The following is a 23,986-nucleotide window of genomic DNA, read 5'->3' on the forward strand; positions in this document are numbered from 1 at the left end:
GCCGGCAAAGTCAGGAAGGCGGGTCTGTCGTGAGCGAGGAGATCAGTGTCGCCGATGCCTACAGCAAAGGCCGTACCAACTTCATGGGGCTGGAGTTGCTCATCGCGCCCGGTGCGCTCGTTCCCCGACCGGAGACGGAGTTGCTCGGCACGACCGCTCTCGACGTTCTCAGTCAAATGAACCTGCCGGCACCGCGCGTTATCGACATGTGCTGCGGGGCCGGCAATCTGGCGTGCGCCATCGCGCACTACGCCCCCACCGCGCGTGTCTGGGCAAGCGATCTCACCGATGGATGCGTCGACGTCGCGCGCCGCAACGTCGCTCATCACGGGATGGCGGATCGCGTGTCAGTGCTTCAGGGCGACTTGTTCAGTGCCTTCTCAGGCTTGGAGCTTGACGGCACGATCGACATGATCGTCTGCAACCCGCCTTACATTTCGGAAAAGCGGCTCGAGGGCGACCGCGCGCATCTGACCGAGCTCGAGCCGCGTGAAGCGTTTGCCGCTGGCCCCTATGGCCTGAGCATCCATATGCGCGTGATCAAGGACGCGCCGCGTTACTTGCGGCGCGGAGGCATCCTGCTCTTCGAGGTAGGCCTCGGCCAGGACCGGCAGGTCATGAGCCTGCTGGAGCGTTCCAAGGCCTACGAAACCATCCGTGCGGTCACGAACGAAGCCGGCGAGGGCAGGGTGGTTGTGGGACATACCACGCCGCAAGCGTGAGCCAAGCCGCAACTGCGGCAGGCTCGGTTGCGCTGTCGGCGGAGCGCAGAACAGCGCTGCGCAAGATGTCGGCAATCAGTTTTTCTTGCGGAGAACGTACTGCGCAATTCCTTGAATGGAATCGAGGTTCTCCGGCAGGAGCTCGCTGTCTTCGACGGTGATGCCGAAGGTCTCCTCGATAAAGCCGATAACCTCGAGTACCCCTGTCGAGTCGACGATGCCTTGATCGAGAAGGGACGTGTCGCTCTCCAGAGCATCCGCGTCGGCAATGTAGAAATTCGACGCCAGGAAAGCGCGAATCTGATCCCTGCAGGTTTCGGCCCTATCCTTGGTAGACAACATTGAATTCTCCTCCGATACAAAAGATGAATGCTGATCAATTTCATCCAGAAACCGCCTCATGACAGGGCCGTTTTTTTGAGTTTGCCCGTGTCTGTCATCGGTAGGCTGGGTACGATCACGATGGACTTCGGAACCATGAAGTTCTCCAACCGTCTCTGACATTCTTTCTGCAACTGCCTTTCGTCGATGTTTCTTCCTTGCTCCATCACGACAAACGCCTTGACCGCTTGCCCGAGAAGCTCGTCCGGAACGCCGATGACCGCGGCTTCCCGTACACCGGCAATATCCAACAGCGCGTTTTCCACCTCCTTCGGCGCCACTTTCTCTCCTCGCGATTTTATGATCTCGTCGCCGCGACCGATGAAGTAGAGGTATCCCTCCGCGTCCATCCGGCAGTAGTCGCCGGTGTACAAGACCTGCTCGCCCGGCAACGGGCCGGGTTTGAGTTTTCTGGCCGTGGCTTCCGGCTTGCCCCAATAGCCCTTCATCACCGTCGCTCCGCGGATGACGAGTTGGCCAACGACATCAGGGCCGACCGGCCTGTCATGCTCGTCGACAATCCACATTTCCGTGTTCGGAATGGCGACCCCGACGCTCAATGGCTTTCGCTCAAGGTCTTCCGGCGGCAGATAGGTGCAGCGCTTGCATTCGGTGAGGCCATACATCGAATAGATGCGCGCATCCGGAAACAGGTCCTGCAGCATGAGAATGTGCTTGAGCGGCAGGGCGGCCGCAGTGTTCGTTACATAGCGAATGCTCGAAAAATCATGATCTTTTAGTGACTTGAGGTCCGAGAGCGCGGCGAAGATGGTCGGCACGCCGGGAAAACCTGTCACCCTCTCTTCCTTGATCAACCCGAGGATCTGCGCCGGGAAAGCAAACGAGCGTTCAAGCACCAACCTGGCGCCGGTGCGAAACGCCATGATCATCTGGTACAGGCCGTAATCGAAGGCGAGAGGCAGGACGTTGAGGATCACCTCGTCTTCGCAGAGCTCCAGGTATGAAGCGATCGAAGTGCATGCGGCTGTCATGTTCCTGTGCGTCAGCATCACGCCCTTGGGTTCACCTGTCGACCCCGACGTGTAGATGATGGCAGCGAGATCTATATCGATGCATCGGCGCGCCGGCGGTGCGCTGCCGCCGGCGGCGACCGCAGTGTCCCAGCGCACGGCATGCGGCAATCCTGTTAGCTCGGCGTCGACAATCGGACCGGAGACGATCACCCGGCGCAATGACGGGCAGTTGCGTGCCGGTTCGCTGAAGATCGAGTGCAGGTGCCTGTCCGTTATCAGTGCCGTCGGTCGGCAATCGTTGAGCAGATAATCAAGCTTGTCGCTTTTGGTGAGCGGGTTGACGATGCACACAACGGCATTCGCCTTGAGCACCGCCCAAAAGGCGATGACTGTCTCGACGGTGTTGTCGGCGAAGATCATCACGCGATCGCCACGTGCGACCCCAGCCGCGGCCAGATGTTGGGCGATCGCGTTGGAGCGCGCTTCGAGATCGCCATAGGTAACACGTTGTCCGCCGCACACCAGCGCCACCTTCTCACCGACCCGGCTGGCGGCGTGGGTGAGGTAGTCATGCAGCAGAGGCACGGCGCCATGCATCATGCCAGCACCTCTTCGCGATGCTCGCGGTCAACGTCGACGGTGAGGTCGACCCTGCGAGCTCCACCGGGACGGCTTACGACAAACTGCTGGTGAAGGAGCTGGGTCGACAGCACGCCGACCAGCGCCATGTTGTCGGAGTTGGAGAGATCGCCGTCGCCCGCCCTGGCTCGACACTTGTCCAGCAGCCGCGTGACCGACTTCGGATCGAAAACGTTCGCCTCGCGCAGCGCCGTCTCCGAAAGCGCTTCGCGGACATAGGCCGGAGCATCATCGGCGACGAAGCAAAGCGCATTGGGCGCCCGGTAAGGCTGCTTCTTGCGGGCCACGATTTCCGGCGGCACGATCGGTTCCGCCACCCGCTTCAACACGTGCTTTTCGTCGAGGACGCGCAGCTTGTAGTCAGCAGGAAGCGAATTCGCCAGCGTCACAAGTTCATCGTCCAGGAACGGGAAGCGCCCCTCGACGGAGTGGGCCATGAGCATCCTGTCCCCTTGCGAGGAAAGCAGGTATCCCGACATCAGCGTCTGGATCTCGATATACTGGTCCTGCGCGAGAGAGCCCCATCGCGAAAACTCCGCGGGCAGGCGGGCGATCAGCTCGGGCACGGCATTGCGGCGCTCGGACTCGGCGCGCATGTCGGCGGAGAACAATCGCTTGATGGCGCTGGTGGTGCGCCAGCGTGTGTCATGCGCAAAGCCGGGCGTGTCATAGGCCTGTATATCGCGCCCGAAGAACTGGCGCGCCATTGCTTGCTGATGCACTGGCGAGCGGCTGAGATAGGGATACAGGCGCTCCAGCAGCCGTGAGCGTCGCGTCGATGCGGGCTGGCGTCCCCAGAAACGGCGGACCTTACCTTCGCGGAACAGGTCGTAGCCGGCGAACATTTCGTCGGCTCCTTCGCCGGTCAGCACGACCTTGATGCCGTGTTCTCGCACCAGCCTCGAGAGCAGGAACAGCGGCGCAGGCGCGGTCCTCAGGATTGGACGTTCGGTGTGGTAGATCACCTCAGGAAAGACCTCAGCGATGTCGCTGCGCGAAACCACCACCTCATGGTGCTCGCTCCCGGTCGCGCCGGCGACCAGGCGCTGGAAGCGGGTCTCGTCATACTCGGCGTCGGCAAAACGCAGGGAGAAGGTTTGGAACCGTTCGCCGGCGTAGCGCCTTCCCAGCGCGGCGACCAGCGAGCTGTCGAGCCCGCCCGACAGATAGCAGCCGACCGGCACGTCGGCCTGCACGATCCTGAGCGCCGTCGCCGCCTCAAGGGCGCCGCGCACCTCGTCCACCGCGTCGTTGAGTGAGCCGGTGAATTCGTCACGGCGAGGATCGGAAATTTCGGGGTAGCAAGGCTTCCAGAAAGCCCGCTCGCGAACGGTGTCCCTGTCGTAAATGCGGACATGCCCCGGGGTGAGTTCGCTGATCCCCTCAAATACGCCTTGCGGCGGCACGACTGTCCAGAGTGTGAAAGTCTGGTCGATGCCGGCTGGATCGAAGGCACGGGGTATATCAACGTCGGCCGCGAAAATGGCTTTCACTTCGCTGGCAAAGTAAACGCGGCCCCCATGCTCGCAGAAATGCAAGGGGCAGATGCCAAACCGATCGCGCGACAACACGAGACGACCTGCCACGGAGTCCCAGATTGCAACCGCCCATTGCCCATTCATCCGCGCGAAGGCGGCCTCACCCCACGCGCGATAGGCATGGACGATGACCTCCGTGTCGCTATGGGTGCGAAAGCGGTGGCCGAGGGCGATCAACTTTTCACGCAGCTCGATGTAGTTGAAGATCTCGCCGTTGAAGACGATCCAAATCGTGTCGCCTGTGTCGGCGAGCGGCTGCTGGCCGCTGGAAAGATCGACGACAGACAGTCGGGCATGCGCCAAACCCGCGCGTTTGTCGCGGTAGAGGCCGCGTTCGTCCGGACCGCGATGCGCGAGCGCGCCCACCATGCGCATCAGCGCTTCGCGCGAAGGGGGCGCCGCGGCGCCGCTCAGCGACACGATTCCGGCGATACCGCACATCGGCTAGTCCTCGCCCACTGCAGCGGATAGCAAAGGCCGTGCGTGAAGATAGCGTGCGGCACGCCGTTTGCTGTCGATGTCCTTGAACACTTTCTCGACCTGGGCCGCGGTAAGGCCGGCAGCTGCCGCGACCTCATCGGCAGAAATTCCGTGGTTCAAACCGTAGAGGCACAGATCCATCAGACGATAAGGCAGGGCGAAATAGAATTCCTCCTGACTCTGTGCCATGGAGAAGGTGTCGGTGGTTGGCGGCCGCCGCCGGATCTCTTCATCCACCCCAAGGTATTCTGCCAGCTGGTAGACCTGGGTCTTGTAGAGGTGGACGATCGGCATCAGATCGGCAATCCCGTCGCCTTGCTTGACGAAAAAGCCTTGGTCATGCTCCAGGCGGTTTGGCGTACCTGCCACAGCATAGTTGAGGCGGTCCGCATGGTAGTACTCGGTCATTTTGCGCAGGCGTTGCTTGTAGTTGGTTGCAGCGACGATCTGCAGATAGGCCGCCGGCGACAGACGCACCGTATCTGTCTTGCCCTCGGGGTCCTGAACCGTGAGGCGCGTGATGTTGAGACCGTTGCTCTCGAGAACCGACGCGAGCACCAGCTTGCATTTCCAGCCGTCGCCATATTGGGGAACGACGGTCTGGATCGCTTCGATCTGTCGACGATAGGCGCCGACGGCCTCAAGGGCCGGTGCTATGTCTTCCAGGATCGTATCGATGCCGAGCTGGGCTGCGACGCTGCGGCCAAGCCTTAGCGAATCGCCGGAGGAATGGCGCTCCGGCATAAATATCCCCAGGACTTTGTCTTTCCCGAACGCTCGTGCGCATAAGGATGCGACAACGGAGCTGTCGATACCCCCGGAGAGGCCGACAACCACGCCACGACGCCGCAGCGTGCCAAAAACCTGCTCGCGCAGGATTTGGACGATGCGATCGACTTCCATGCGAGCATCGAGCACCAGCGTGCCCATGCTGAATTCTGAAATCACGTCGATGGTCTGTACTCCCGATTGCGAACCTCGGTTGAAGAATAGGTTTGCTCCACCGCCTTCTCGATGAGCGGGCGGTTGATGACGAGATGGGGCTCTGTGATCATATCGAAGTGACTGCCAACGACCGGAATCACATCCAGATGCGCGAAAGCGCCATCCCACCCTATGGCCAGAGGCATTTTGGGCCGAGCGCAGCGGAAGAGGGTTGCGGTGATCGGCAGCGTCCGTCTGGGTATCGCCAACCATCGGTAGAAGGCTCGTCCCCGCAACTGCCCCTGCAGTTCCAGTTTGGTTCTGAAGCTCGTCGCGTTGAACTCATCCCGGGCGTAGCGATCGAGGATGCGGGCGAGCTGCGCCTCGAAGCCAGTTTTGACAGCGATCTTTGCAAGGAAGCGGCACGCCATCCGGTCAGCGGTTACGCGGTTGGTGCGGATCCGATCGAATGTGCGGGTAACCATCTCCCAATAGGTGCTGCGCTCGCCGAGGAGGCTCGTGTCGAGGATTCCCAGGAACTTCACAGTTCGCCCCGCGGCCAGCAAACGTTCCGCAACCTCGAACGCGACGGCGCCGCCGAGCGAATGGCCGAGAAGGCGCACATGGCCCGTGGGCTGGGCGCGGCAGATCTGCTCGACCGCGGAGTCGGCCATGTCGGCGACGGTGTTTTGTCCGCGCAATATCATAGCCAGCGTAGGGTACTTGATGGGGGTCACTCGTGCGACCTTGCTCATCGAGGATGCAAAGGCAGCAAAGCTCGGGCCATAGCCAACGGATCCCGGGAGCAGAAAAAGAATAGGAGGATCGTACTTCTGCGCGCGCGCGTGCAGGTCGCCTGCCTGTGCCGACACGACCGCCTTGACCATTTCGTCCACGCTCATCCCGACCGTGAAGCCCTGGAGACCGAGTTCCTGCCCGATGGCACTTTCTATTTCCATGACGCATTGCAGCAGCTTCAGCGAATCTCCACCTGCGTCATCCCAGCGTCCTGCAGCGACGCGCGTGTTGAGGGTGTTATTCCATGCATGCTGCACTATCCGATGGACGTTCAGTTCGCTTCCTGCATCGGGGGGCTGCGGGGCCAGCGCGGTCTTCCTGGCTGAAATATCCATTTCCGCAAGCGTCGCCATATCGGCCTTCCCACTCGGCAGGCGCGGAATCGCATCTATCGTGTGCAGTCGCACGGGACGCAGGGGCGGCGGCAGCTTCGTTCTGACTAGCTGGCGAAGCTCGTCCGAAAAGGCCGCGCCCGGCGGGCGCTGAGGAACGGCGAATGCGACAAGCTCATTTGCCGCGGTCACGATTGCCACGGCATCCTCCACGGAAGACGCGCAACGCAACACCCGCTCGAGCTCGGCAGGCTCGATGCGTCGACCATTGATCTTTACCTGGCGCCCCTTGCGGCCGACGATCCGCAGCAAGCCATGACTGTCAAGTTGGACGAGGTCACCCGTCGCGAAGATCCGAAGATCCGGGTCATCCGGATCCGATTCCGCCGGCACGACGGCGCCGTTCTCCCAATGGCCAAGCAGGACATACGGGCCTCTTATCATAAGCTCTCCGATCTTACCCGGCTGAACGCGGCGTCCCTTTTCGTCGACAATCGCGAACGTGATTCCTGGGAGCAGCCAGCCAACCGGGACCGAGGCGCCTTCCTCCGGCCAGTCTTGCGGCAAGAACCATTGCGAGCCGGTGGTCTCGGTTGACGAGTAACCGATCTGGATCAGGCAAGTGCTCGACACGGCTTTGCGCAGCAGGGCGATATCGGCCCATGACACCTTCTCCCCGCCGATCCGGGCCACTCTGAGCGAGCGGAAGGCGTCAGCTGGTTTGTCTGCCATGAGTGCGCGAAGCAACGCCGGCACCAGATAGGTGACGGTCACGCCTTCGGATTCCACTAGGCGCCGGACCGCGCGCAAGCCAACGACGCCCACCTCGACGAGATGCAAGGTCGCACCGGTGAGAAGGGCGGCGAGAACCTCCCGGCAGCCGGCGATCGTGGCTGGCCCGGTCAAGGGCAGGAAAACATCGTCCGAATTGATGTGGCATGCGTCGACATATTGCTGGACCCGCAAAAGCAGGCTGCGCTGGCTGTTGACGATGCCTTTGGGATGGCCGGTGCTGCCTGAAGTGTAGAGCACGATCGCGGGCGCGTCGACCGAGACGGAACAGGACTGGGGTATCGGCTGGACTTGCGGCGGGATGCTGGCGGTCGCATCGATCCAGTGGACATCGTGAGCCAAACCGACAGCGCGACCATTGCCGTCGCCTATAACCGCTGAAAGCCGCGCCGCAACGACAATGTCATTGGTTCGCGTGTCGGGGTCTCTCGCGTTGAGTGGCACCGAAGGCCGCCCAATCGCCATGCTCGCCAGCATGGCCACAGGATACCAGGCCGAGTTGGCCTGAAGGATCCCGATCGCCTGCCCGTTGGGAACGACGGCCGCAATTCGGTGGGACAGCATCTCGACGGCCTGGAAAAGCTGGGAATACGTCAAACGGGTGGTGCCGTCGCTGATCGCGAGCTTGTCGGGATATTGGCTGGTGATGCTTCTCAGGTGGTCGAAGACGGCAACATTCGCAAAATCGGCGCCCATCCGTTGATAAGGGTGCAGTACAGGACCGCCCTGATCAAGTGCGTATTCCGGGACGTTTGACCATTTACGGGTGTCCACTGGCTGACAATCCGCCCGTAGATCCAGACGCGCCTTTTCTGATCCCAAATATGCCGGAGACATGAGCTGCCCACGCTAAGATTAAGGTCACTTATCGCCCCCGGCCGAAATCTTTTCATCGATCATTCTGATGAAGCCGCGATCTTCGCCAAATGGCCGCGTTTGCGCCCTTTGGCTGTCATTCCATGCGGCGGACGCGTCATATCGACGGAAGGGACGCGCCTGGCGTACCGACCTGCGCAACCGGTATTGGCTCCGTGGTGTTCACGGTTCTGGCGATATCGGTAAATCTGCGCGCTATAGCGAGGAGCAAAAAGACCAGTGGTTTGCGCTTACTCGGCTCTCTGGTCAGCTTTTTGGGCTTTTCTTGATTTATTCGGTGCTTTTCTCGGGCCATGCCCGCCGGTGTCGGAGTCTCCGTCGGAGACAAAGCAGTATGCAAAGATATGGCCCCGATTCTCGTCGGTTACTCGGATCCAATCCTTTTCCCACGTTCGCAGGGTAACATGTCGATTTGTCGACATGGCGGCGGCTTTAAAAGGGCTCGGCGCGTTGACGATACGCACCGAGATCACGTCATCGCCCTCCATTTGTTCGACGAGGTACGTCTGCATGCAGGTCTCCCCAGCCACCACAACCTTAACGTCGGCCAGACAGTTCGGTTGCAGCGTAGCAGAGAGATTTTTGACAAGTGTGACGAACCGTCGAGGCCGCAGCCGGGCCGCTCCGAGAACTCGGTTCTTCAAACCGCCTCAAAATCTGTCTGCGGAGCGCGCACGACCGTAAACCTGAGCAAAGCTAGCGTTGGATCGACCAGGCGGCGCGCAGGTCGTCGGCTTGGGCGGCCCGGACGCCGCAAGCGGTCAGAGCGCATTTGGTTGCGGTTACGAGCGCGGCATTGTCCCTGGCGGTTGTGCCGTCGGCGAGAGTAAAATTGTTCTCGAAGCCGACGCGGACATGGCCGCCCAGCAGCGCACCGGCCGTAACGCAGGCGGTTTCTTCCCGACCGAAGGCGCAGACCATCCAGTGCGCAAAGCGCGGACGATCATGCGCAAGGAAGGGAAGCAGGTCAGTCGGCCGCGAAACCTGTCCTGGCGTGTAGCGGCCGAGCACATAGAGCACAGGGATGTCGTCGAAAGGCACCAGTCCGCGCTGCTGCATGGCGGCCAGGGCCGCCGCCTCTTCGGGCGCGTAGAGGATCATCTGAGGGGCGATCCGCTCGCTCTTCAACCACCGTAGGAACTCCGCGAAAGCGGTCTCATGGGCGGCGTCTGGCACCAGCTCGCGCAGCGCCAGCGAAACCGCCTCGGGGCGAGTAGCGCGCACCACCGCCATCTGCTCGGCCGGTTGGTATTGGCCGACCGCTTCGCTGGTGATCTGGATGATCAACCGCTCGCCCACCGCATCATGTATCGCTTTCGTCGTCTCGCGATAGGCGTGCGCGTCGAGCAAATGGCCGCCGTCGCGATCGCGGACATGGGTATGAATCATGGCGGCGCCCGCCTCGAGGCAGGCGGCGGCGGTCCGAGCCAATTCCCGGGGGCCGATCGGCAGGGCAGGGTGGTCTCTCTTGCCACGCCGTCCACCATTCGGCGCAACGGCGATCGCAGTGGGCGCTATGAGTCCGGGGCCAGTCATGCCCCTATCGACAGTCATAGATGCAGTCCAATTGTTTCACCATTGCACGCTCTGTAACATATGTTGCATGATAGTTCGCTCCAAATCGTGCCACCGTCAATCGAGGAAAGCATGACACACATCCTGCATCGCCAGATCCATGCGACCCTGCCCGTCGCGGCTGGCGGCAAGGGTATCGAACTCTTCGACCGCGATGGCCGCGCCTATATCGACGCGTCGGGCGGCGCGGCGGTTTCCTGCCTCGGCCACGGCCATCCCGACGTGACGGCTGCGCTTCACGCACAGGCCGACAAGCTCGCTTATGCCCATACCAGCTTCTTCACCAATGAGCCGGCCGAGGCATTGGCCGACAAACTCGTCGCCGGCGCGCCGCAAGGCATAAGCCACGTCTATTTCGTGTCTGGCGGCTCCGAGGCGGTGGAGGCGGCGCTCAAGATGGCACGGCAGTTTTTCGTCGAGACTGGCAGGCCCGAGCGGCGAAACGTCATCGCCCGCCGTCAGAGCTATCACGGCAACACGCTTGGCGCCCTCGCTGCCGGGGGCAATGAGTGGCGCCGCGCCCAATTCCGCCCGTTGCTGATCGACACGCATCATATCGACCCATGCTATGCCTACCGCTACCAGAAAGCCGGTGAGAGCGAGGAGGCCTACGGCCTACGTGCTGCCCAGGCGCTAGAGGACAAAATTCTCGAACTCGGTCCGGACACTGTCATGGCCTTCGTGGCAGAACCTGTCGTTGGCGCGACAGCAGGGGCGGTGCCCGCCGTTCCCGGCTATTTCAGACGCATCCGCGAAATCTGTGACCGCTACGGAGTGCTCCTCATCCTCGACGAGGTGATGTGCGGCATGGGCCGCACCGGCACGCTGCACGCCTGCGAACAAGATGGCGTTGCGCCCGACCTGATGACAGTCGCCAAAGGCCTCGGCGGAGGCTACCAGCCCATTGGTGCGGTGCTGCTTGCGCGCCGCATCTTCGAGGCTTTCGCCGAAGGCTCCGGCTTCTTCCAGCACGGCCACACCTATATGTGCCACCCGATGGCGTGCGCGGCAGCGCTTGCCGTCCAGGAAGTCATCGAGCGGGACAGGTTGCTCGACAACGTCAAGGCGATGGGCGCCGATCTCGCCCGGCGCCTCGGCGAGCGTTTTTCCAACCACGCCCACGTCGGCGACATCCGCGGCCGTGGCCTCTTCATGGGGCTTGAGCTGGTCGAAGACCGTTCGTCGAAGGAGCCGTTCGATCCGAACCGCAAATTAAATGCTCGCGTCAAGCGCGAGGCGATGGCGCGCGGCCTGCTCGTCTATCCCGCGGGAGGCACGATCGACGGCCTGCGCGGCGATCATGTGCTGCTTGCGCCGCCCTTCATCATAGACGCCGCAGCAATCGACGCGGTTGTCGAACGGCTCGGCGACGCGATAGACGCTGCGTTGGCATAGCGCCAGCGCTCCTCATTCCGGCAGATAGGCCCCGAACGCCTGTAACTCCAGTTCCGTCTCCCTGACACGAGCCGCGGCGGCCGTCCCGCTGCGCGCCAGCATCGTTGCAGCCAGCGCTTCCACGATAGCCATAGCTGCGGTCACCGACGGGAAGAAGGAGGGGCTGTCGGTAGAGAAACGCAAGGTAACGTCGGCATGCCGCGCGATCGGAGCAGCCATGCTGTCGGCGATCGCGACAATCGGGACGCTGTGTCGTTGTGCAGCCTCCACCACCGGCCCGAGTTCACGCGAATAAGGCAAAAAGCCGATCGCGACGACCGCGTCCCTCTTTCCGAGCGCTGCGAGTTCCGCCTCGATCGCACCGCCGTCGCCGCCGAGCAGCGTGATCTCGCGCCGAAACATCCGGCAGAGATAGACGAGCGCGTGGGCAGGCGCACGGCAGCTTCGGAACCCGGCGACGCGTATGTGCTGCGCATTCTCCAGTATCACGCAAGCCCTTGCGATTTCTTCGCTGCCGTTGAACGATTCGGCCGCCGCCAGATTGGCCACCGTCGTCCTCAGCGATTCCGCGAAGATCGCCTCCGACCCGCGCTTGACAAGCGCATCGGCCCTCGCCGCGAAAGGCGCCTTGCCGAAGCGCAACCGGTCCTCGAACGGCTTGCGCAGCGCCGCCCAGTCGCCAAAGCCTAGCCGCCGCGCCAGCCGCACGAAGGTCGTCGGTGTCACCTCTGATCGCGAGGCCAGCACCCGCATGGAAACCAGCGCCACCTCATCGGGATGATCGACCAGGAATCGCGCCGCCTTGCGCAGTTCTGAGCTCAGTTCGGGGAGTTCGGATAGTATGCGTGCCAGAAGCGCGTCGAAACCCATCTCCCGCTTATCCATTGTAACAAGCATTTCCCTTGATTGATAAAGCGCAACAATCGTAGCATGCATTGACGTGCCCTGACACTAAAACACCGGACGGCCGCGACGGCACGCAAAGTACCAAGGGAGAACCAGATGAAACATGCCCGGACTGCACGCCTCGGAGCGCAGATCGCCGCCTTGTCGGCCGCGCTGCTGTTTTCGGCCAGCGCAATGGCGCAGCAGAATTTCGTTACCATCGGGACCGGTGGCGTCACCGGCGTCTACTATGCCGCCGGCGGTGCTATCTGCCGCCTGCTCAACAAGGATCGCACGACACACGGCATCCGCTGCTCGGTCGAATCGACCGGCGGATCGGCATTCAACGTGAACACGATCAAGGAAGGCGAACTCGACTTCGGCATGGCGCAGTCCGACGTCCAATACAACGCTTTCAAAGGCCAGGAATCATTCAAGGACGGTGGCGCTCATACCGATCTGCGCGCGGTTTTCTCGATCCATCCGGAGCCGTTCACGGTCCTGGCGCATCCGAATGCCGGCGTGACGAAATTCGAGGACTTCAAGGGCAAGCGCTTCAACGTCGGCAATCCCGGTTCCGGAACGCGCTCTTCCATGGAACGTCTGCTCGGTGCGATGGGCTGGACGTTGGCCGACTTTTCGCTCGCATCGGAGTTGAAGGCCGACGAGCACGGCCCGGCGCTCTGCGACGGCAAGATCGACGGATTCTTCTACGGCGTCGGCCATCCTTCGGCTAACATCCAGGATCCGACGACCACCTGCGGTGCCAAGCTCGTGCCGTTAACTGGAGAAGTGGTGGACAAGCTCGTTGCCGAGAATCCTTACTATGCCAAGGCGATCATTCCGGGCGGCCTTTACGCAAACAATCCCGACGACACCGGGACTTTCGGTGTGCTCGCCACGCTGGTCACTTCGGCCAAGGTTCCCGATGAGAGCGTCTATCAATTGACCAGGGCGGTGTTCGAGAATTTCGACGAGTTCAAGTCGCTGCATCCGGCCTTCGCCAATCTCGATCCGGCCAAGATGGTGTCGGAGGGGAATTCCGCGCCGCTGCATCCGGGCGCTGAAAAATACTTCAAGGAAAAGGGCTGGCTGAAGTAGGCTTCGTGATCTGACGACAGTCCGGCGGGTCCCGTGGACCCGCCGGGGCCATCCGCAACAGGAGGCGTCATGAGCGAAGTTAAGGAACAACCGGCCAGCGTCGATCTCGAAGAGCTCGAACAACTTGTCGCGGAGGCCGATACGGGTGGCCGGCATCCGGGCGGAATAGTCGCTCGAATCTTGCTCTGGGTTGCAGTTGCGTGGTCGCTTTTCCAGCTCTGGTACGCTTCGCCTTTGCCGTTCGTGTTCGGCTTCGGCATCCTCAATGACACGGAAGCGCGCGCCATCCATCTCGGCTTCGCGCTGTTCTTGACCTTCCTCGCCTATCCGGCGCTGAGATCCTCGCCCCGCGATCGCGTGCCAGTGCTCGACTGGGTGCTGGCCGTGGTGGGCGGATTCGCCGGCGCCTACCTCTTTCTCTTTTACGTCCAGCTTTCCGGACGGCCGGGCCAGCCGACCACGCTCGATCTCGTCACCGGCACCGTTGGCATCCTGTTGCTCCTCGAGGCGACGCGCCGCGCGCTCGGCCTTCCGATGGTGGTCGTGGCGTGTGTCTTCATCTTCTACACCTTTGCCGGCCAGTACATGCCGGACGTGATCCAGCATCGCGGCGCTTCGCTCAACAAGTTTCTAAACCATCAATGGCTGACCACCGAAGGCGTCTTCGGGATCGCACTTGGCGTGTCGACGAGCTTCGTCTTTCTCTTCGTCCTGTTCGGCACGCTTTTGGAGAAGGCAGGCGCCGGCAACTGGATGATGCAGATCTCCATCGCGCTGCTCGGCCATTTGCGCGGTGGTCCGGCAAAGGTCGCCGTGGTCTCATCGGCCCTCAACGGCGTCGTGTCCGGCTCGTCCGTCTCCAATGTGGTGTCGGGCGGCATCTTCACCATCCCGCTGATGAAGCGCACCGGCCTTTCCGGTGTCAAGGCGGGCGCCATCGAGGCCGCGGCCTCGATCAACGGCCAGATTATGCCGCCGGTCATGGGTGCGGCCGCCTTCCTGATGGTCGAGTACGTTGGCATTCCCTATTCGGAGATCGTCAAGCACGCGCTGTTGCCGGCGGTTTTTTCCTACATAGCACTGCTCTATATGGTTCACCTCGAAGCGATAAAGATGGACCTGAAGACGATCCCGCAGCGTCCGACGCCGGCAAGAGAACGAATGCTGCGGATGGGGCTGGGACTGTCGGGCAGCATTCTCGCCGTCTGTATCGTCTATTACGGCATTGTTGCTATCCAGGCTGTCTTGGGCGGGACCGCGCCGCCGGTGCTCGCAGTTGCTGGCGTGGCTCTCTACGTCGCCTCCGTCTGGTATTCCTCCCGCTATCCGGATCTCGCGCTCGACGATCCGAACGCGCCGATCCTGGAACTGCCGCGCGCCTGGGACGTCACGCGGACCGGGCTCGATTTCCTGATCCCGATCGCCGTGCTTCTGTGGTGCCTGATGGTCGAGCAGATGTCGCCTGGCCTCTCGGCATTCTGGGCAACGGTCTCGATCCTCGGTATTGTCGCCACCCGCAAGCCGCTGATGGCGGTATTTCGTAAAGAAAACCTCGCCGCCTCGGTGCGTGCTGCCTGGGACGACCTGATCGACGGGCTGGCGCTCGGCGCCCGCAACATGATCGGCATCGGTATCGCCACGGCCACCGCCGGCATCGTCGTCGGCACGATCACGCTGACCGGTCTCGGCCTGATGATGACGGAACTCGTCGAGTTAATCTCCGGCGGCAACGTCATCCTGATGCTGATCCTCATCGCAGCGATCAGCCTTGTGCTCGGCATGGGTATCCCGACCACCGCAAACTACATCCTGGTCGCCACGCTGATGGCGCCGGTCGTGGTCGATCTCGGTGCGCAGGCCGGATTGCCAATCCCGTTGATCGCTGTCCACCTGTTCGTCTTTTACTTCGGTATCATGGCGGATATCACTCCGCCCGTCGGGCTGGCGGCCTTCGCGGCGGCGGCGATTTCCAAGGAAGATCCGATCGCCACCGGTTTCCAGGGCGCGCTCTATTCGCTGCGTACCGCGATCCTGCCCTTCGTCTTCATCTTCAACCCGGCGATCCTGCTGATCGGAGTCGACACCTGGCCTCAAACGATCTGGGTGGCGACGGTCTCATTGATCGCCATCCTGCTTTTTTCGGCCGCGACCATGAACTGGTTCGTGACGAAAAGCCGTCTGTGGGAAAGTGCCGCCCTGCTTCTCATCTGCTTCACGCTGTTTCGGCCGGACTGGTGGCTCAACCAGGTGTCGCCGCCTTACGAGGAATTGCCGGCGAGCGAGTTCCTGTCGGCAGTCGGGCAGGCGCCGGCCGACGGCCGCATCAATTTCGTCGTCGAGGGTGTCGACCTCATGGGCGAAGATGTACGCAAGACCGTCAACGTGCCGCTCGGCGAGCCGGGCGAGCCGCTGGAGCGGCTGCGCGGCATCGGTCTTACCATCACACAAGCGGGCGACGCGCTGATGATCAGCAATGTCGATTTCGGATCCTACGCCAAGCGCATCGGGCTGGATGTCGGATATGACGTGGTGGCGGTGCTCAGAAAGGCCGACCAGCCGTCGAGCCTCATTCCAATCGGCCTGGCGCTTGCTGCGACCGCTGGCGTTGCGGCTCTGCAGTTTGCGCGAGCGCGCAAGCAGGCGGAGGAAGGCGGGTCGACTGGCTGAGTCTGGAACGGTTGATAACAGCTGGCGGCAGGCGCCGGGAAAAACCTCAGTCGGCGGTCAGGACAACCTTGACGCTCTGCGAGCGATCGGTAGCCAGGCGAAACGCGTCGCGTGCCGAGGAAAGGGGGCGTTCCGCGGTCACCAGTTTCAGGACGTCTATGTCGCCGCCGACGATGAGATCGACCGCCTGGTTGAATTCTGCGCCGAAGCGGAACGTGCCTTTCAGGTCGATTTCCTTGGCCATCAGCGCATTGGCCGCCACCGGGATCTGACCACCCGGAAGATTGCCGACCTGAACGACCGTGCCGCCGCGCCGGACGCTGGCGATCGCCGCCGCGAGGCCCGCTGCGGTGCCTGAAATCTCGAACGCGACATCGATCGCCTTGTCGGCCGCGAGCGCCTTGAGCTCCTCGTCGCCGCCAGACAGGTCGATCGTCCTGTTTGCTCCAAGTTTGCTGGCGAAGGCAAGCGGCGCCTCTGCTATGTCGACGACGGTGAGATCGTCACACCCCTTGAGCCTGGCGGCGAGCATGGTCAGAAGCCCGATGGGGCCGGCGCCGAACAGGATGACGTTGCGGCCGGCGATGTCGCCGGCCCGCGCCACTGCGTGCAGGCTGACGGCGAGCGGTTCGGCGAGTGCCGCCGCCTGGTAGGCGACATCAGGCGGGACCTTGATGCATTGCGCGGGTGTGGCGTCGAACACGCTGGCAAAACCGCCCTGCATGTGCGGCGTTTTCGACGCCGAGCCCATGAAATAGATGTTTTCGCAGAGATTGGCGCGGCCCTCCGCGCATCGCGCGCATTGTCCGCACCAGCGCGACGGGTTGACCGCCACGCGATCGCCGACGGCAAGTCCTGACGCGTCCGCGTTGATTTCCACGATCTCTCCGGCGACCTCGTGGCCGAGCACGAGCGGCGATGTGACGACAAAATCGCCGGTCCGCGCATGGCGGAAATAGTGCAGGTCGGAACCGCAGATGCCGCCTGCGCCGAAGCGCACGCGCACCATTCCCGGTGCGAGGGGGCAGAGCGGGTGCTCGACGACCCGCAGATCCTCAGGGCCGAACAGCGTCGCAGCAACTGCGCTGTCGATCATCGGATCAGTCCCATTTGCGTCGGTAGCCACAGCGTGATGGCGGGGATGAAGGTGATCAGGATCAGCGCAACGATCAACGGAACGAGCCAGGGCAGAATTGCCATGGTCGTGCGCTCGACCGACAGCTTGGCGACCCGCGAGAGGACGAACAGCACCATGCCGAGCGGCGGATGGAGGAGACCAATCATCAGATTAAGCGTCATGATCAGACCGAAATGCACCGGGTTGATGCCGTACACGGCGGCCACCGGCAACAGGATGGGCACGAGAATGGTGATCGCCGCGATCGTATCGAGGAAGCAGCCGACCACCAACATCAGGACGTTCACCAGGATGAGGAAGACCCACTTGTTGTCGGTCAGCGCGAAGATGAAGGTCGAGAATAGCTGTGCCGCTTGGCTGACAGTGAGCAGCCAGGCGAATATCGAGGCGGCCGTGACGATGAAGAGCACGGAGGCCGTCGTCTCGATCGTGTCGAAGCTGGCCTTGGCCAGCGTGCGCAGCGTCATCGTGCGGTAGCGCACCAACCCGAGGAAAAGCGACCAGATCACGGCGGCCATCGCCGCCTCGGTCGGCGTGAACCAGCCCATCGTCATGCCGCCGATCAGGATTACCGGCGTCATCAGCGCCATGACCGCGGAGAAATTGAAATACCAGTCGGCCGCAATCAGCACCAGCAGCGCGATGCCGACCGCGACATTGATGGACAGGCCAAGCTGCACCAGCAGATAGCAGGCGAGCGGGAAGGCAGCCACCACCAACACCTCGCCGGCAGCTTCGGCGAGCCGTCCAAGCTCGAACGACGTGTCGGAGCCCCAGCCGCGCCTGTAAGCGAAGATGGCGACCGTCACCATCATCAGCACGGTCATCACCACACCGGGCAAGATGCCGGCCATGAACAGCGCGCCGATCGAGACATTCGCCATCATGCCGTAGATGACGAAGGGCAGCGACGGTGGGAAGATCGGCCCGAGCGTGGCCGATGCTGCGGTGACCCCGACGGCCGCCTCGATCGGATAGCCGTGATCCTTCATCGCCTTGATCTCGATCGTGCCGATGCCGGCGGCGTCGGCGAGCGCGGTGCCCGACATGCCAGAAAAGATCACCGATCCGATGATGTTGACCTGCGCCAGGCCGCCCTTCATCCAGCCGACCAGGGCAAGGGCGAAGGCGTAGATGCGCCCGGTGACGCCCGCAATATTCATGAGATTGCCGGCAAGGATGAAGAAGGGAACGGCGAGCAGCGGAAAGCTCTCCACCCCGGCAATCATGCGCTGGGCCGCAATGATGTCGGGCGCGACGCCATAGAGCACGAGGTAGAGCACCGAGGCAGTCGCCATCGACACGGCTACCGGCACGCCAATCAGCATTAGGACAAGAAAGCCTCCGACCAAAAGCAGCATCGCTCAGTCTCCCGCCGTTTCGAACGCACCCGGGCGCTCAAGAACCGAATAGCCGCGCCTGTAGTTGCCGACAAAGACCTGGATCGAGCGCACGAACATCAGCGCGAAGCCTGCCAGGACGGCGTAGAAGAACCAGCGGCGCGGCAGGTTGACGGTGACCATGCGTTCGTGCGCCACGATCGAGACGTAGCGCCACATCAGCCAGGTTCCGTAGGCGAAGAAGACGACACGAATGACGTCGACAGCGAGTGCCAGCCAGCGGCCGACACGCTCCGGCAGGTAATGGTAGAGTACATCGACATGGATGTGACGCGAGACGCGCACGCACATGGCGGCGCCGAGAAAAACGACGACGACCAGCGCGTTGATGGCGATCTCCTCGGTCCAGGCAAGGCTGTTGTTCAGCGCATAGCGGGTGAAGAACTGCAGGAAGACACAGACGACCATGCCCCAGAACACGGCGAGCGTGATCCAGTCCTCGATGCCGTGGTCCGACAGGTCAATGTGTACCGGCACCTCCTCGAAAGCGTGGGCGATCTCTTCGACAGTGATCTCGGCATGGTGTTCCTCGGCCATTGGCGCGGGCTCCCGAAGCTGGTGGGTCGTCAAGGACTGGAAAGGCCGTCCGGCGCAACGTGGGGCCGGACGGGCGGGCAGGTTAAAGCGGCGAATCCGGTTGCCGCTCTATCCCCTTGTCTGAGCACCTGATTTTCCCGATACTCTACTTGATCGAGCGGATCGCTTCCCAATCGGCCTTGTTGTAGCCGAACTCCTCGAACGTGACCTTCTCAAGCACATTCTTCTCAAAATCGGCACGGTCGATGTCGGTCACGGTGATGCCGCGATCCTTGAAAACCTGCACCAATTCCTTTTCGCGCGCGACGATCTTTGCCGTGGCACGGGCGGCCGCCTCCTGCATCACCTCCGTGAATATCTGCTTGTCCTCGTCGGAAAGCGACGCCCAGCGCGACTGCGATACGATCGTGTTGAGGTGATCGACGATGTGTCCGGTGAGCACGATGTGCTTCTGCACCTCGTAGAATTTCTTCGCCTCGATGGTGGTCAGCGGGTTCTCCTGAGCCTCGACCGTGCCGTTCTGCAGGGCCAGATACACCTCGGCGAAAGCGATCGGCGCGGTGTTGGCGCCGCAGGCACGCGGCATGGCGAGATAGGCCGGCACGTCGGGGACGCGCATCTTCAGACCTTGCATGTCGGCACATTTGGCGATCGGCCGGTTCGAGGTGGTCTGCCGGGTGCCATAATAGGTGGTGGCCGTTATGTGATGGCCTGACTTTTCCTCGTAGCCCTTGGTCAACGCCTTGTAGACGTCGCTTTTGGTGTATTTCAGCAGATGGTCGGCGTCGCGGAAGATGTAGGGGAAATAGGTGACGCCGATCGGCGGATATTCGCGCGCCGCGAAGCTCGACCCGGAGATGATGATATCGACCGTGCCGAGCGTCAGGCCCTGGTTTATGTCTGCTTCCTTGCCGAGCTGCGAGGCCGGATAGACGTCGACGGTGTAGCGGCCCTGAGTGCGCTTCTTAATCTCCTCCGCTGCCCACACGGACTGGGTATGGAAGGGCTCCGACGTCTCATACACGTGGGCCCATTTCAGAGCTGTCTGCGCCGAGGCCGAAGCCAAAGGCATAGCGATCGCTGCGAGCGCACCGAGTAGAACTGCGTATTTTCTCAGCATTGTGTTCCTCCCTGAGGTTGGATTTGACTGCTCCGACCGGATCTCCCCCCGGCCGACTGCTAGATCTTTTAGTTGAGCATCGGATTTCCCAAAACCGGTTCCTGCTTTTGGGTCCGATGCTCTATTCCGCGACCTCCCTGGCCACGGATTTCTCACCGAAATTGCGTGAGAATCTCAGTTGCGACTGACGCAGATGTTCCTGCATGGCGGCCTTCGCCCGTTCGGGCTCGCGCGCCGCGATCGCGTCCCGCACCGCGCGATGCTCCTCCGCGGCGGCCCGCCAGGAATCCCTGTTCTCGAAATAACTCGACAGGCGTTCGAAATATGGGTTCATGCGCTGGTCGAAAAGCTCGCCGATGCAGCGCACCAGGACGGCGTTTCCGAGAATGCCCGCCACCATCGTATGGAACTCGCGGTCGAGCGCGATCGTCGTCTTGGTCGGGTGAGGTATGTCCTCCATCCGGCGCAGCACGTCGTCCATATGTTCGATGTCGATCGGCCGAACATGGAGGGCGGCTTCGGCGGCGATCGCCCCTTCGATGAACTCGCGTGCCCGCAACAGCTCGAACGGGCCTTCATCCATCTCTGCAGTCAAAACCTCGGCACGCGGCCGGTCGGTGACGTAGATGCCGGAGCCGACGCGAATGCGTATGCGCCCCTCGACCTCGAGCGCGATCAGCGCTTCACGGACGGTCGGGCGGGAGATGCCAAGCTGATCGGCCAGTTCGCGCTCAGTCGGCAGGCGATCGCCGACTACGAACTCGCCCGCGTCGATCAGCTGCCTGAGCTGATCGGCGATCTGTCGGTAAAGTCGACGCGGTTCAACGGCCTGGATCGGCATTCTCACCCAGTTCTACTTCAACAGAATCATCGGGCTGGTCCCGGATCGGTAAATTGGTCTGACCTATTAATCGAAGGTGCCGCGAAAAAAGCGGAGAGTCAAGCAGCAGAGAACGCCCATGGAACTCATTCTCCGTGACTTTCTTGGAAACGACGGATCGGTCATGGCTGGACGGCAACTCTTGACCTTCCAGCAACTGGAAGGCTTATCGAATGGTTTCGCCGCCAGCACCATCTCCGGGAGTTTCTAGGGGAAGGGCCTGCGACGCGGCGCGTTCAAGGGGGCGGACGAAACAGTCCGTCGCTCTAAGGTCAGTGGAGAGAAAACCGACAGGAGTTCTGCAGTGTTCGTACAGCCCGTCGACTACTTTCTTGCAGTCTGGTTCGTTCTAGCGGCCCTCAGCACGGCTTACGTGGCGTGGGATCAGTTCCGCAACAATCCCGAGCCCGTGGTAATGAAATGGGGCTTCATCCTGGTCACGCTCTATATGGGGCCGCTGGGGTTGCTGATTTACGTGCTGGCCGACAAGGAGCCTCGGCCGGGCGAACACGAGGCGTTCACCAAGCCGCTCTGGAAGCAAGGCGTCGGCTCGACGATCCACTGCGTCGCCGGAGACGCCACCGGCATCATCCTCGCGGCCGCAATCACCGCCGCGCTCGGGCTGCCGATGTGGATCGACCTCATCGTTGAGTACGTTGCCGGGTTCGCCTTCGGCCTGTTCATCTTTCAGTCGCTGTTCATGAAATCGATGATGGGCGGCACCTATTGGGAGAACGTCCGCAAGAGCTTCATGCCGGAATTCATCAGCATGAATTTCATGATGGCGGGCATGGCTCCGGTCATGAGTTTTCTGATGATGGGCAGCGACATGCGGGCCATGGAACCGACCGAGCTCCTGTTCTGGGGCGTGATGTCGTTCGGCGTGATCGTTGGATTCATCACTGCATATCCTGCCAACGTGTGGATGGTGGTCCGTGGCCTGAAGCACGGGCTGATGACCGAACGCGAGCCGGAATTCGACAAGGCGAGGGAAGGCAGGCGCGAGCACGCGAATGGCGGCGCGGAAGCCGGGGTAGCGGGGCACCGTCGCGCTCACGCGCGCCTCGACGAACACGCCAACCCTGGACATGGCGGCCCAGACGGCAATCCCGGGCCTGGCCATCGTGGATCCGACCATGGCTCCGCACACGGCAATCGGGGAGGCGGGTCGGGTGGTCCGCATGGCGGTCACGGGATGGAACCGGATGCAACTGTGCCGCAACTCGCGGCCTTCGGCGGCGTGTCCGTGCTTGCGCTGGCGCTCGGCATGATCGCTCCGGCCAATTGGGTAAACCTCACCCTCAGCGCGCGAGACGTCGGCGGCGCCATCATGCCGCCGGGTATGGTCATGGACCGCGACACGCCGGCTGCAGCGATGCTCGACATGGCCGCCGTGCATCCTCGCCTGGTCACGGCCAGTCATGGCCTGGAGGTACGCGGCGACCGGGAACTGCAAGCCAGGATGGAGAACGGGGTGAAGGTGTTCGACCTTGAAACGTCGGTCATCCGCTGGGCGATCCTGCCTGATGTGAAAGTCGATGCCTATGCGATCAACGGTCAGGTTCCGGGCCCGCGGCTGCATATCCGGCAAGGCGACCGCGTGCGCATCAACGTCACGAACCGCCTGCCGGAGAGCACGACCCTGCACTGGCATGGATTGATCCTGCCGAACGAAATGGATGGCCCGGCCGAGATCACGCAGGAGCCGATCCCGCCCGGCGGCAGCTACCGATACGAATTCACGGCGGGCCAATCGGGAACCTATTTCTATCACTCGCATGACCATGTCGATCGCCAGCAGGCGCTCGGACTCTACGGCGCGCTCATCATCGATCCTGGCAATCCCCAGGACGAGATTGCGGCAGACCACGACTATGTTATTCAGCTTCAGGAATGGCTGATGCGGGAGGGCCTGACCTTTCCATCGATGCCGATGGACGGTGGGCAGCCGAATTATTTCACGATCAACGGCCGCGCCTATCCTTCGACGGACACGATCAGGATGAAGGTCGGCGAAACTCTGAAGGTACGCTTCATCGGCACCAATAATGGGTTTATCCATCCGATGCACATCCACGGCGGTCCATTCGAAGTTGTCGCCCGCGACGGCGAGACGATCCCGGAGTCGGCGCGTTTCCTTGCCGACACAGTCAACGTCGGACCAGGGCAACGCTACGATGTCGTCTGGCAGGCACGTCGGCCCGGAAAATGGCTGATCCACTGCCATATCGGGCACCATACGACCAACAACAATGTCGAAGAGAAGGGCGGTGGCGGACTGATGGTCGTGATCGATGTGCAATCCTGAAGCCCTTCCGCAAAGCGAAAACATAGATGGATGTGTTTGCCGTATACGGCGGCCTATTTGCTGTTGCCTTCGCCGCGGCGACCATCCTTCCGGCGCAGTCGGAGGCCGCCCTTGCAGGGCTCCTCGCCACGGGTTCCTTCTCGCCCGCAGTGCTGGTTGGTGTCGCCAGCATAGGCAACGTCCTGGGCTCGGCGGTGAACTGGGGGCTTGGTCGAGGGATCGAACGCTTCCGGGACAGGCCATGGTTTCCGCTGCGTCCTGCGATGCTCAACCGCGCAACGAACTGGTATCGCCGTTACGGTAGATGGTCGCTCCTGTTAAGCTGGATGCCGATCATCGGCGACCCGCTGACCGTGGTCGCTGGGGTCTTGCGCGAGCCGCTATGGAGCTTTGTCGCAATCGTCGCCCTCGCGAAGGTTTCGCGTTATCTGGTCGTCGCCGGGGCGGTGCTGAACCTGATGTAAAACCGGAATCGCGGACATCGCAGCGCTGCTTTTTGCGCGGGCCATAAACAGGCCATACAA

Annotated in this window: 20 protein-coding genes; 7 read left to right on the forward strand and 13 right to left on the reverse strand. The window is 62.1% G+C overall.

Features of this window, described 5'->3' with window-relative positions:
* Positions 1-29: 29 nt before the first annotated feature.
* Positions 30-722 (forward strand): class I SAM-dependent methyltransferase, encoded by a 693-nt coding sequence (locus EOC94_RS16305; RefSeq protein ID WP_126106520.1) that lies wholly within the window; start codon positions 30-32, stop codon positions 720-722.
* A 75-nt stretch (positions 723-797) separates the two neighbouring features.
* On the opposite strand, the gene EOC94_RS16310 is transcribed toward EOC94_RS16305, so the two are convergent.
* The 7 genes from EOC94_RS16310 to EOC94_RS16340 all read right to left on the reverse strand — a co-directional run bounded on the left by EOC94_RS16310 (position 798) and on the right by EOC94_RS16340 (position 9,992).
* Positions 798-1,064 carry an acyl carrier protein gene (locus EOC94_RS16310; protein ID WP_095485198.1) on the reverse strand — a complete coding sequence of 89 codons (267 nt, stop codon included), beginning with the start codon at positions 1,062-1,064 and terminating at the stop codon, positions 798-800.
* Between the two features lie 56 nt (positions 1,065-1,120).
* Positions 1,121-2,677: an AMP-binding protein gene (locus EOC94_RS16315; protein WP_185928249.1), complete on the reverse strand. Its 1,557-nt coding sequence runs from the start codon at positions 2,675-2,677 to the stop codon at positions 1,121-1,123.
* Entirely contained in the window at positions 2,674-4,695 is a 2,022-nt protein-coding gene (asnB, locus tag EOC94_RS16320) for an asparagine synthase (glutamine-hydrolyzing) (RefSeq protein ID WP_127291736.1), read from the reverse strand. The genes EOC94_RS16315 and asnB overlap by 4 nt, the downstream gene beginning before the upstream one ends.
* Positions 4,696-4,698: 3 nt before the next feature.
* Positions 4,699-5,664, reverse strand: a complete 966-nt coding sequence (gene nadE / locus EOC94_RS16325; protein ID WP_127291739.1) for an NAD(+) synthase — start codon at positions 5,662-5,664, stop codon at positions 4,699-4,701.
* Positions 5,665-5,678: 14 nt separating this feature from the next.
* Positions 5,679-8,417 (reverse strand): AMP-binding protein, encoded by a 2,739-nt coding sequence (locus EOC94_RS16330; RefSeq protein ID WP_127291741.1) that lies wholly within the window; start codon positions 8,415-8,417, stop codon positions 5,679-5,681.
* A 269-nt stretch (positions 8,418-8,686) separates the two neighbouring features.
* On the reverse strand, positions 8,687-8,968 hold the full coding sequence (locus EOC94_RS16335) for a hypothetical protein (protein ID WP_185928250.1): 282 nt from the start codon (positions 8,966-8,968) through the stop codon (positions 8,687-8,689).
* 184 nt (positions 8,969-9,152) lie between these two features.
* Positions 9,153-9,992 carry a 3-keto-5-aminohexanoate cleavage protein gene (locus EOC94_RS16340; RefSeq protein ID WP_127291816.1) on the reverse strand — a complete coding sequence of 280 codons (840 nt, stop codon included), beginning with the start codon at positions 9,990-9,992 and terminating at the stop codon, positions 9,153-9,155.
* A 111-nt stretch (positions 9,993-10,103) separates the two neighbouring features.
* Between EOC94_RS16340 and EOC94_RS16345 the strand changes: the two genes are divergently transcribed.
* Positions 10,104-11,426, forward strand: a complete 1,323-nt coding sequence (locus EOC94_RS16345) for an aspartate aminotransferase family protein (RefSeq protein WP_126106524.1) — start codon at positions 10,104-10,106, stop codon at positions 11,424-11,426.
* Between the two features lie 12 nt (positions 11,427-11,438).
* Here EOC94_RS16345 and EOC94_RS16350 read toward each other — a convergent pair whose 3' ends face one another.
* Positions 11,439-12,311, reverse strand: coding sequence for a MurR/RpiR family transcriptional regulator (locus EOC94_RS16350; protein ID WP_158302553.1), 873 nt, complete (start codon positions 12,309-12,311; stop codon positions 11,439-11,441).
* 117 nt (positions 12,312-12,428) lie between these two features.
* On the opposite strand from EOC94_RS16350, the gene EOC94_RS16355 reads away from it, so the two are divergent.
* Both EOC94_RS16355 and EOC94_RS16360 read left to right on the forward strand, forming a co-directional pair.
* Positions 12,429-13,412 carry a TAXI family TRAP transporter solute-binding subunit gene (locus EOC94_RS16355; protein WP_127291744.1) on the forward strand — a complete coding sequence of 328 codons (984 nt, stop codon included), beginning with the start codon at positions 12,429-12,431 and terminating at the stop codon, positions 13,410-13,412.
* A gap of 165 nt (positions 13,413-13,577) precedes the next feature.
* A complete protein-coding gene (locus EOC94_RS16360) occupies positions 13,578-16,079 on the forward strand; it encodes a TRAP transporter permease (protein ID WP_185928253.1) in 2,502 nt (833 codons plus the stop codon).
* 46 nt (positions 16,080-16,125) lie between these two features.
* On the opposite strand, the gene EOC94_RS16365 is transcribed toward EOC94_RS16360, so the two are convergent.
* From EOC94_RS16365 to EOC94_RS16385, 5 genes are all read right to left on the reverse strand, one after another.
* Entirely contained in the window at positions 16,126-17,175 is a 1,050-nt protein-coding gene (locus EOC94_RS16365; protein WP_127291750.1) for an L-idonate 5-dehydrogenase, read from the reverse strand.
* Positions 17,172-18,578 carry a TRAP transporter large permease gene (locus tag EOC94_RS16370; RefSeq protein ID WP_095485189.1) on the reverse strand — a complete coding sequence of 469 codons (1,407 nt, stop codon included), beginning with the start codon at positions 18,576-18,578 and terminating at the stop codon, positions 17,172-17,174. The genes EOC94_RS16365 and EOC94_RS16370 overlap by 4 nt, the downstream gene beginning before the upstream one ends.
* Positions 18,579-18,581: 3 nt before the next feature.
* Positions 18,582-19,154 (reverse strand): TRAP transporter small permease, encoded by a 573-nt coding sequence (locus EOC94_RS16375; protein ID WP_095485188.1) that lies wholly within the window; start codon positions 19,152-19,154, stop codon positions 18,582-18,584.
* Between the two features lie 145 nt (positions 19,155-19,299).
* Positions 19,300-20,274, reverse strand: a complete 975-nt coding sequence (locus EOC94_RS16380; protein ID WP_127291753.1) for a sialic acid TRAP transporter substrate-binding protein SiaP — start codon at positions 20,272-20,274, stop codon at positions 19,300-19,302.
* Positions 20,275-20,395: 121 nt separating this feature from the next.
* Positions 20,396-21,115 carry a FadR/GntR family transcriptional regulator gene (locus tag EOC94_RS16385; protein WP_095485186.1) on the reverse strand — a complete coding sequence of 240 codons (720 nt, stop codon included), beginning with the start codon at positions 21,113-21,115 and terminating at the stop codon, positions 20,396-20,398.
* Between the two features lie 118 nt (positions 21,116-21,233).
* Here EOC94_RS16385 and EOC94_RS35075 point away from each other — a divergent pair, with 118 nt between their 5' ends.
* The 3 genes from EOC94_RS35075 (at position 21,234) to EOC94_RS16395 (ending at position 23,926) form a co-directional block, all read left to right on the forward strand.
* On the forward strand, positions 21,234-21,365 hold the full coding sequence (locus EOC94_RS35075) for a hypothetical protein (protein WP_281032972.1): 132 nt from the start codon (positions 21,234-21,236) through the stop codon (positions 21,363-21,365).
* Positions 21,366-21,458: 93 nt separating this feature from the next.
* On the forward strand, positions 21,459-23,462 hold the full coding sequence (locus tag EOC94_RS16390; RefSeq protein ID WP_127291755.1) for a DUF4396 domain-containing protein: 2,004 nt from the start codon (positions 21,459-21,461) through the stop codon (positions 23,460-23,462).
* 26 nt (positions 23,463-23,488) lie between these two features.
* Positions 23,489-23,926, forward strand: coding sequence for a YqaA family protein (locus EOC94_RS16395; RefSeq protein WP_095485185.1), 438 nt, complete (start codon positions 23,489-23,491; stop codon positions 23,924-23,926).
* The last annotated feature ends 60 nt before the right edge of the window (positions 23,927-23,986 follow it).

The sequence above is a fragment of the Mesorhizobium sp. M6A.T.Ce.TU.016.01.1.1 genome (genome assembly GCF_003997065.1).
In the GTDB taxonomy this organism is placed as follows: Bacteria; Pseudomonadota; Alphaproteobacteria; order Rhizobiales; family Rhizobiaceae; genus Mesorhizobium; species Mesorhizobium mediterraneum.

Coding starts and splice junctions, on each gene's coding strand:
- EOC94_RS16345 (WP_126106524.1), top strand. CDS start 10,104: ATGACACACATCCTGCATCGCCAGATCCATGCGACCCTGCCCGTCGCG.
- EOC94_RS16330 (WP_127291741.1), bottom strand. CDS start 8,417: ATGTCTCCGGCATATTTGGGATCAGAAAAGGCGCGTCTGGATCTACGG.
- EOC94_RS16385 (WP_095485186.1), bottom strand. CDS start 21,115: ATGCCGATCCAGGCCGTTGAACCGCGTCGACTTTACCGACAGATCGCC.
- EOC94_RS16370 (WP_095485189.1), bottom strand. CDS start 18,578: ATGCTGCTTTTGGTCGGAGGCTTTCTTGTCCTAATGCTGATTGGCGTG.
- EOC94_RS16355 (WP_127291744.1), top strand. CDS start 12,429: ATGAAACATGCCCGGACTGCACGCCTCGGAGCGCAGATCGCCGCCTTG.
- asnB (WP_127291736.1), bottom strand. CDS start 4,695: ATGTGCGGTATCGCCGGAATCGTGTCGCTGAGCGGCGCCGCGGCGCCC.
- EOC94_RS16395 (WP_095485185.1), top strand. CDS start 23,489: ATGGATGTGTTTGCCGTATACGGCGGCCTATTTGCTGTTGCCTTCGCC.
- EOC94_RS16350 (WP_158302553.1), bottom strand. CDS start 12,311: ATGGATAAGCGGGAGATGGGTTTCGACGCGCTTCTGGCACGCATACTA.
- EOC94_RS16335 (WP_185928250.1), bottom strand. CDS start 8,968: ATGCAGACGTACCTCGTCGAACAAATGGAGGGCGATGACGTGATCTCG.
- EOC94_RS16375 (WP_095485188.1), bottom strand. CDS start 19,154: ATGGCCGAGGAACACCATGCCGAGATCACTGTCGAAGAGATCGCCCAC.
- EOC94_RS16365 (WP_127291750.1), bottom strand. CDS start 17,175: ATGATCGACAGCGCAGTTGCTGCGACGCTGTTCGGCCCTGAGGATCTG.
- EOC94_RS16340 (WP_127291816.1), bottom strand. CDS start 9,992: ATGACTGGCCCCGGACTCATAGCGCCCACTGCGATCGCCGTTGCGCCG.
- EOC94_RS35075 (WP_281032972.1), top strand. CDS start 21,234: ATGGAACTCATTCTCCGTGACTTTCTTGGAAACGACGGATCGGTCATG.
- EOC94_RS16380 (WP_127291753.1), bottom strand. CDS start 20,274: ATGCTGAGAAAATACGCAGTTCTACTCGGTGCGCTCGCAGCGATCGCT.
- EOC94_RS16310 (WP_095485198.1), bottom strand. CDS start 1,064: ATGTTGTCTACCAAGGATAGGGCCGAAACCTGCAGGGATCAGATTCGC.
- EOC94_RS16315 (WP_185928249.1), bottom strand. CDS start 2,677: ATGATGCATGGCGCCGTGCCTCTGCTGCATGACTACCTCACCCACGCC.
- nadE (WP_127291739.1), bottom strand. CDS start 5,664: ATGGGCACGCTGGTGCTCGATGCTCGCATGGAAGTCGATCGCATCGTC.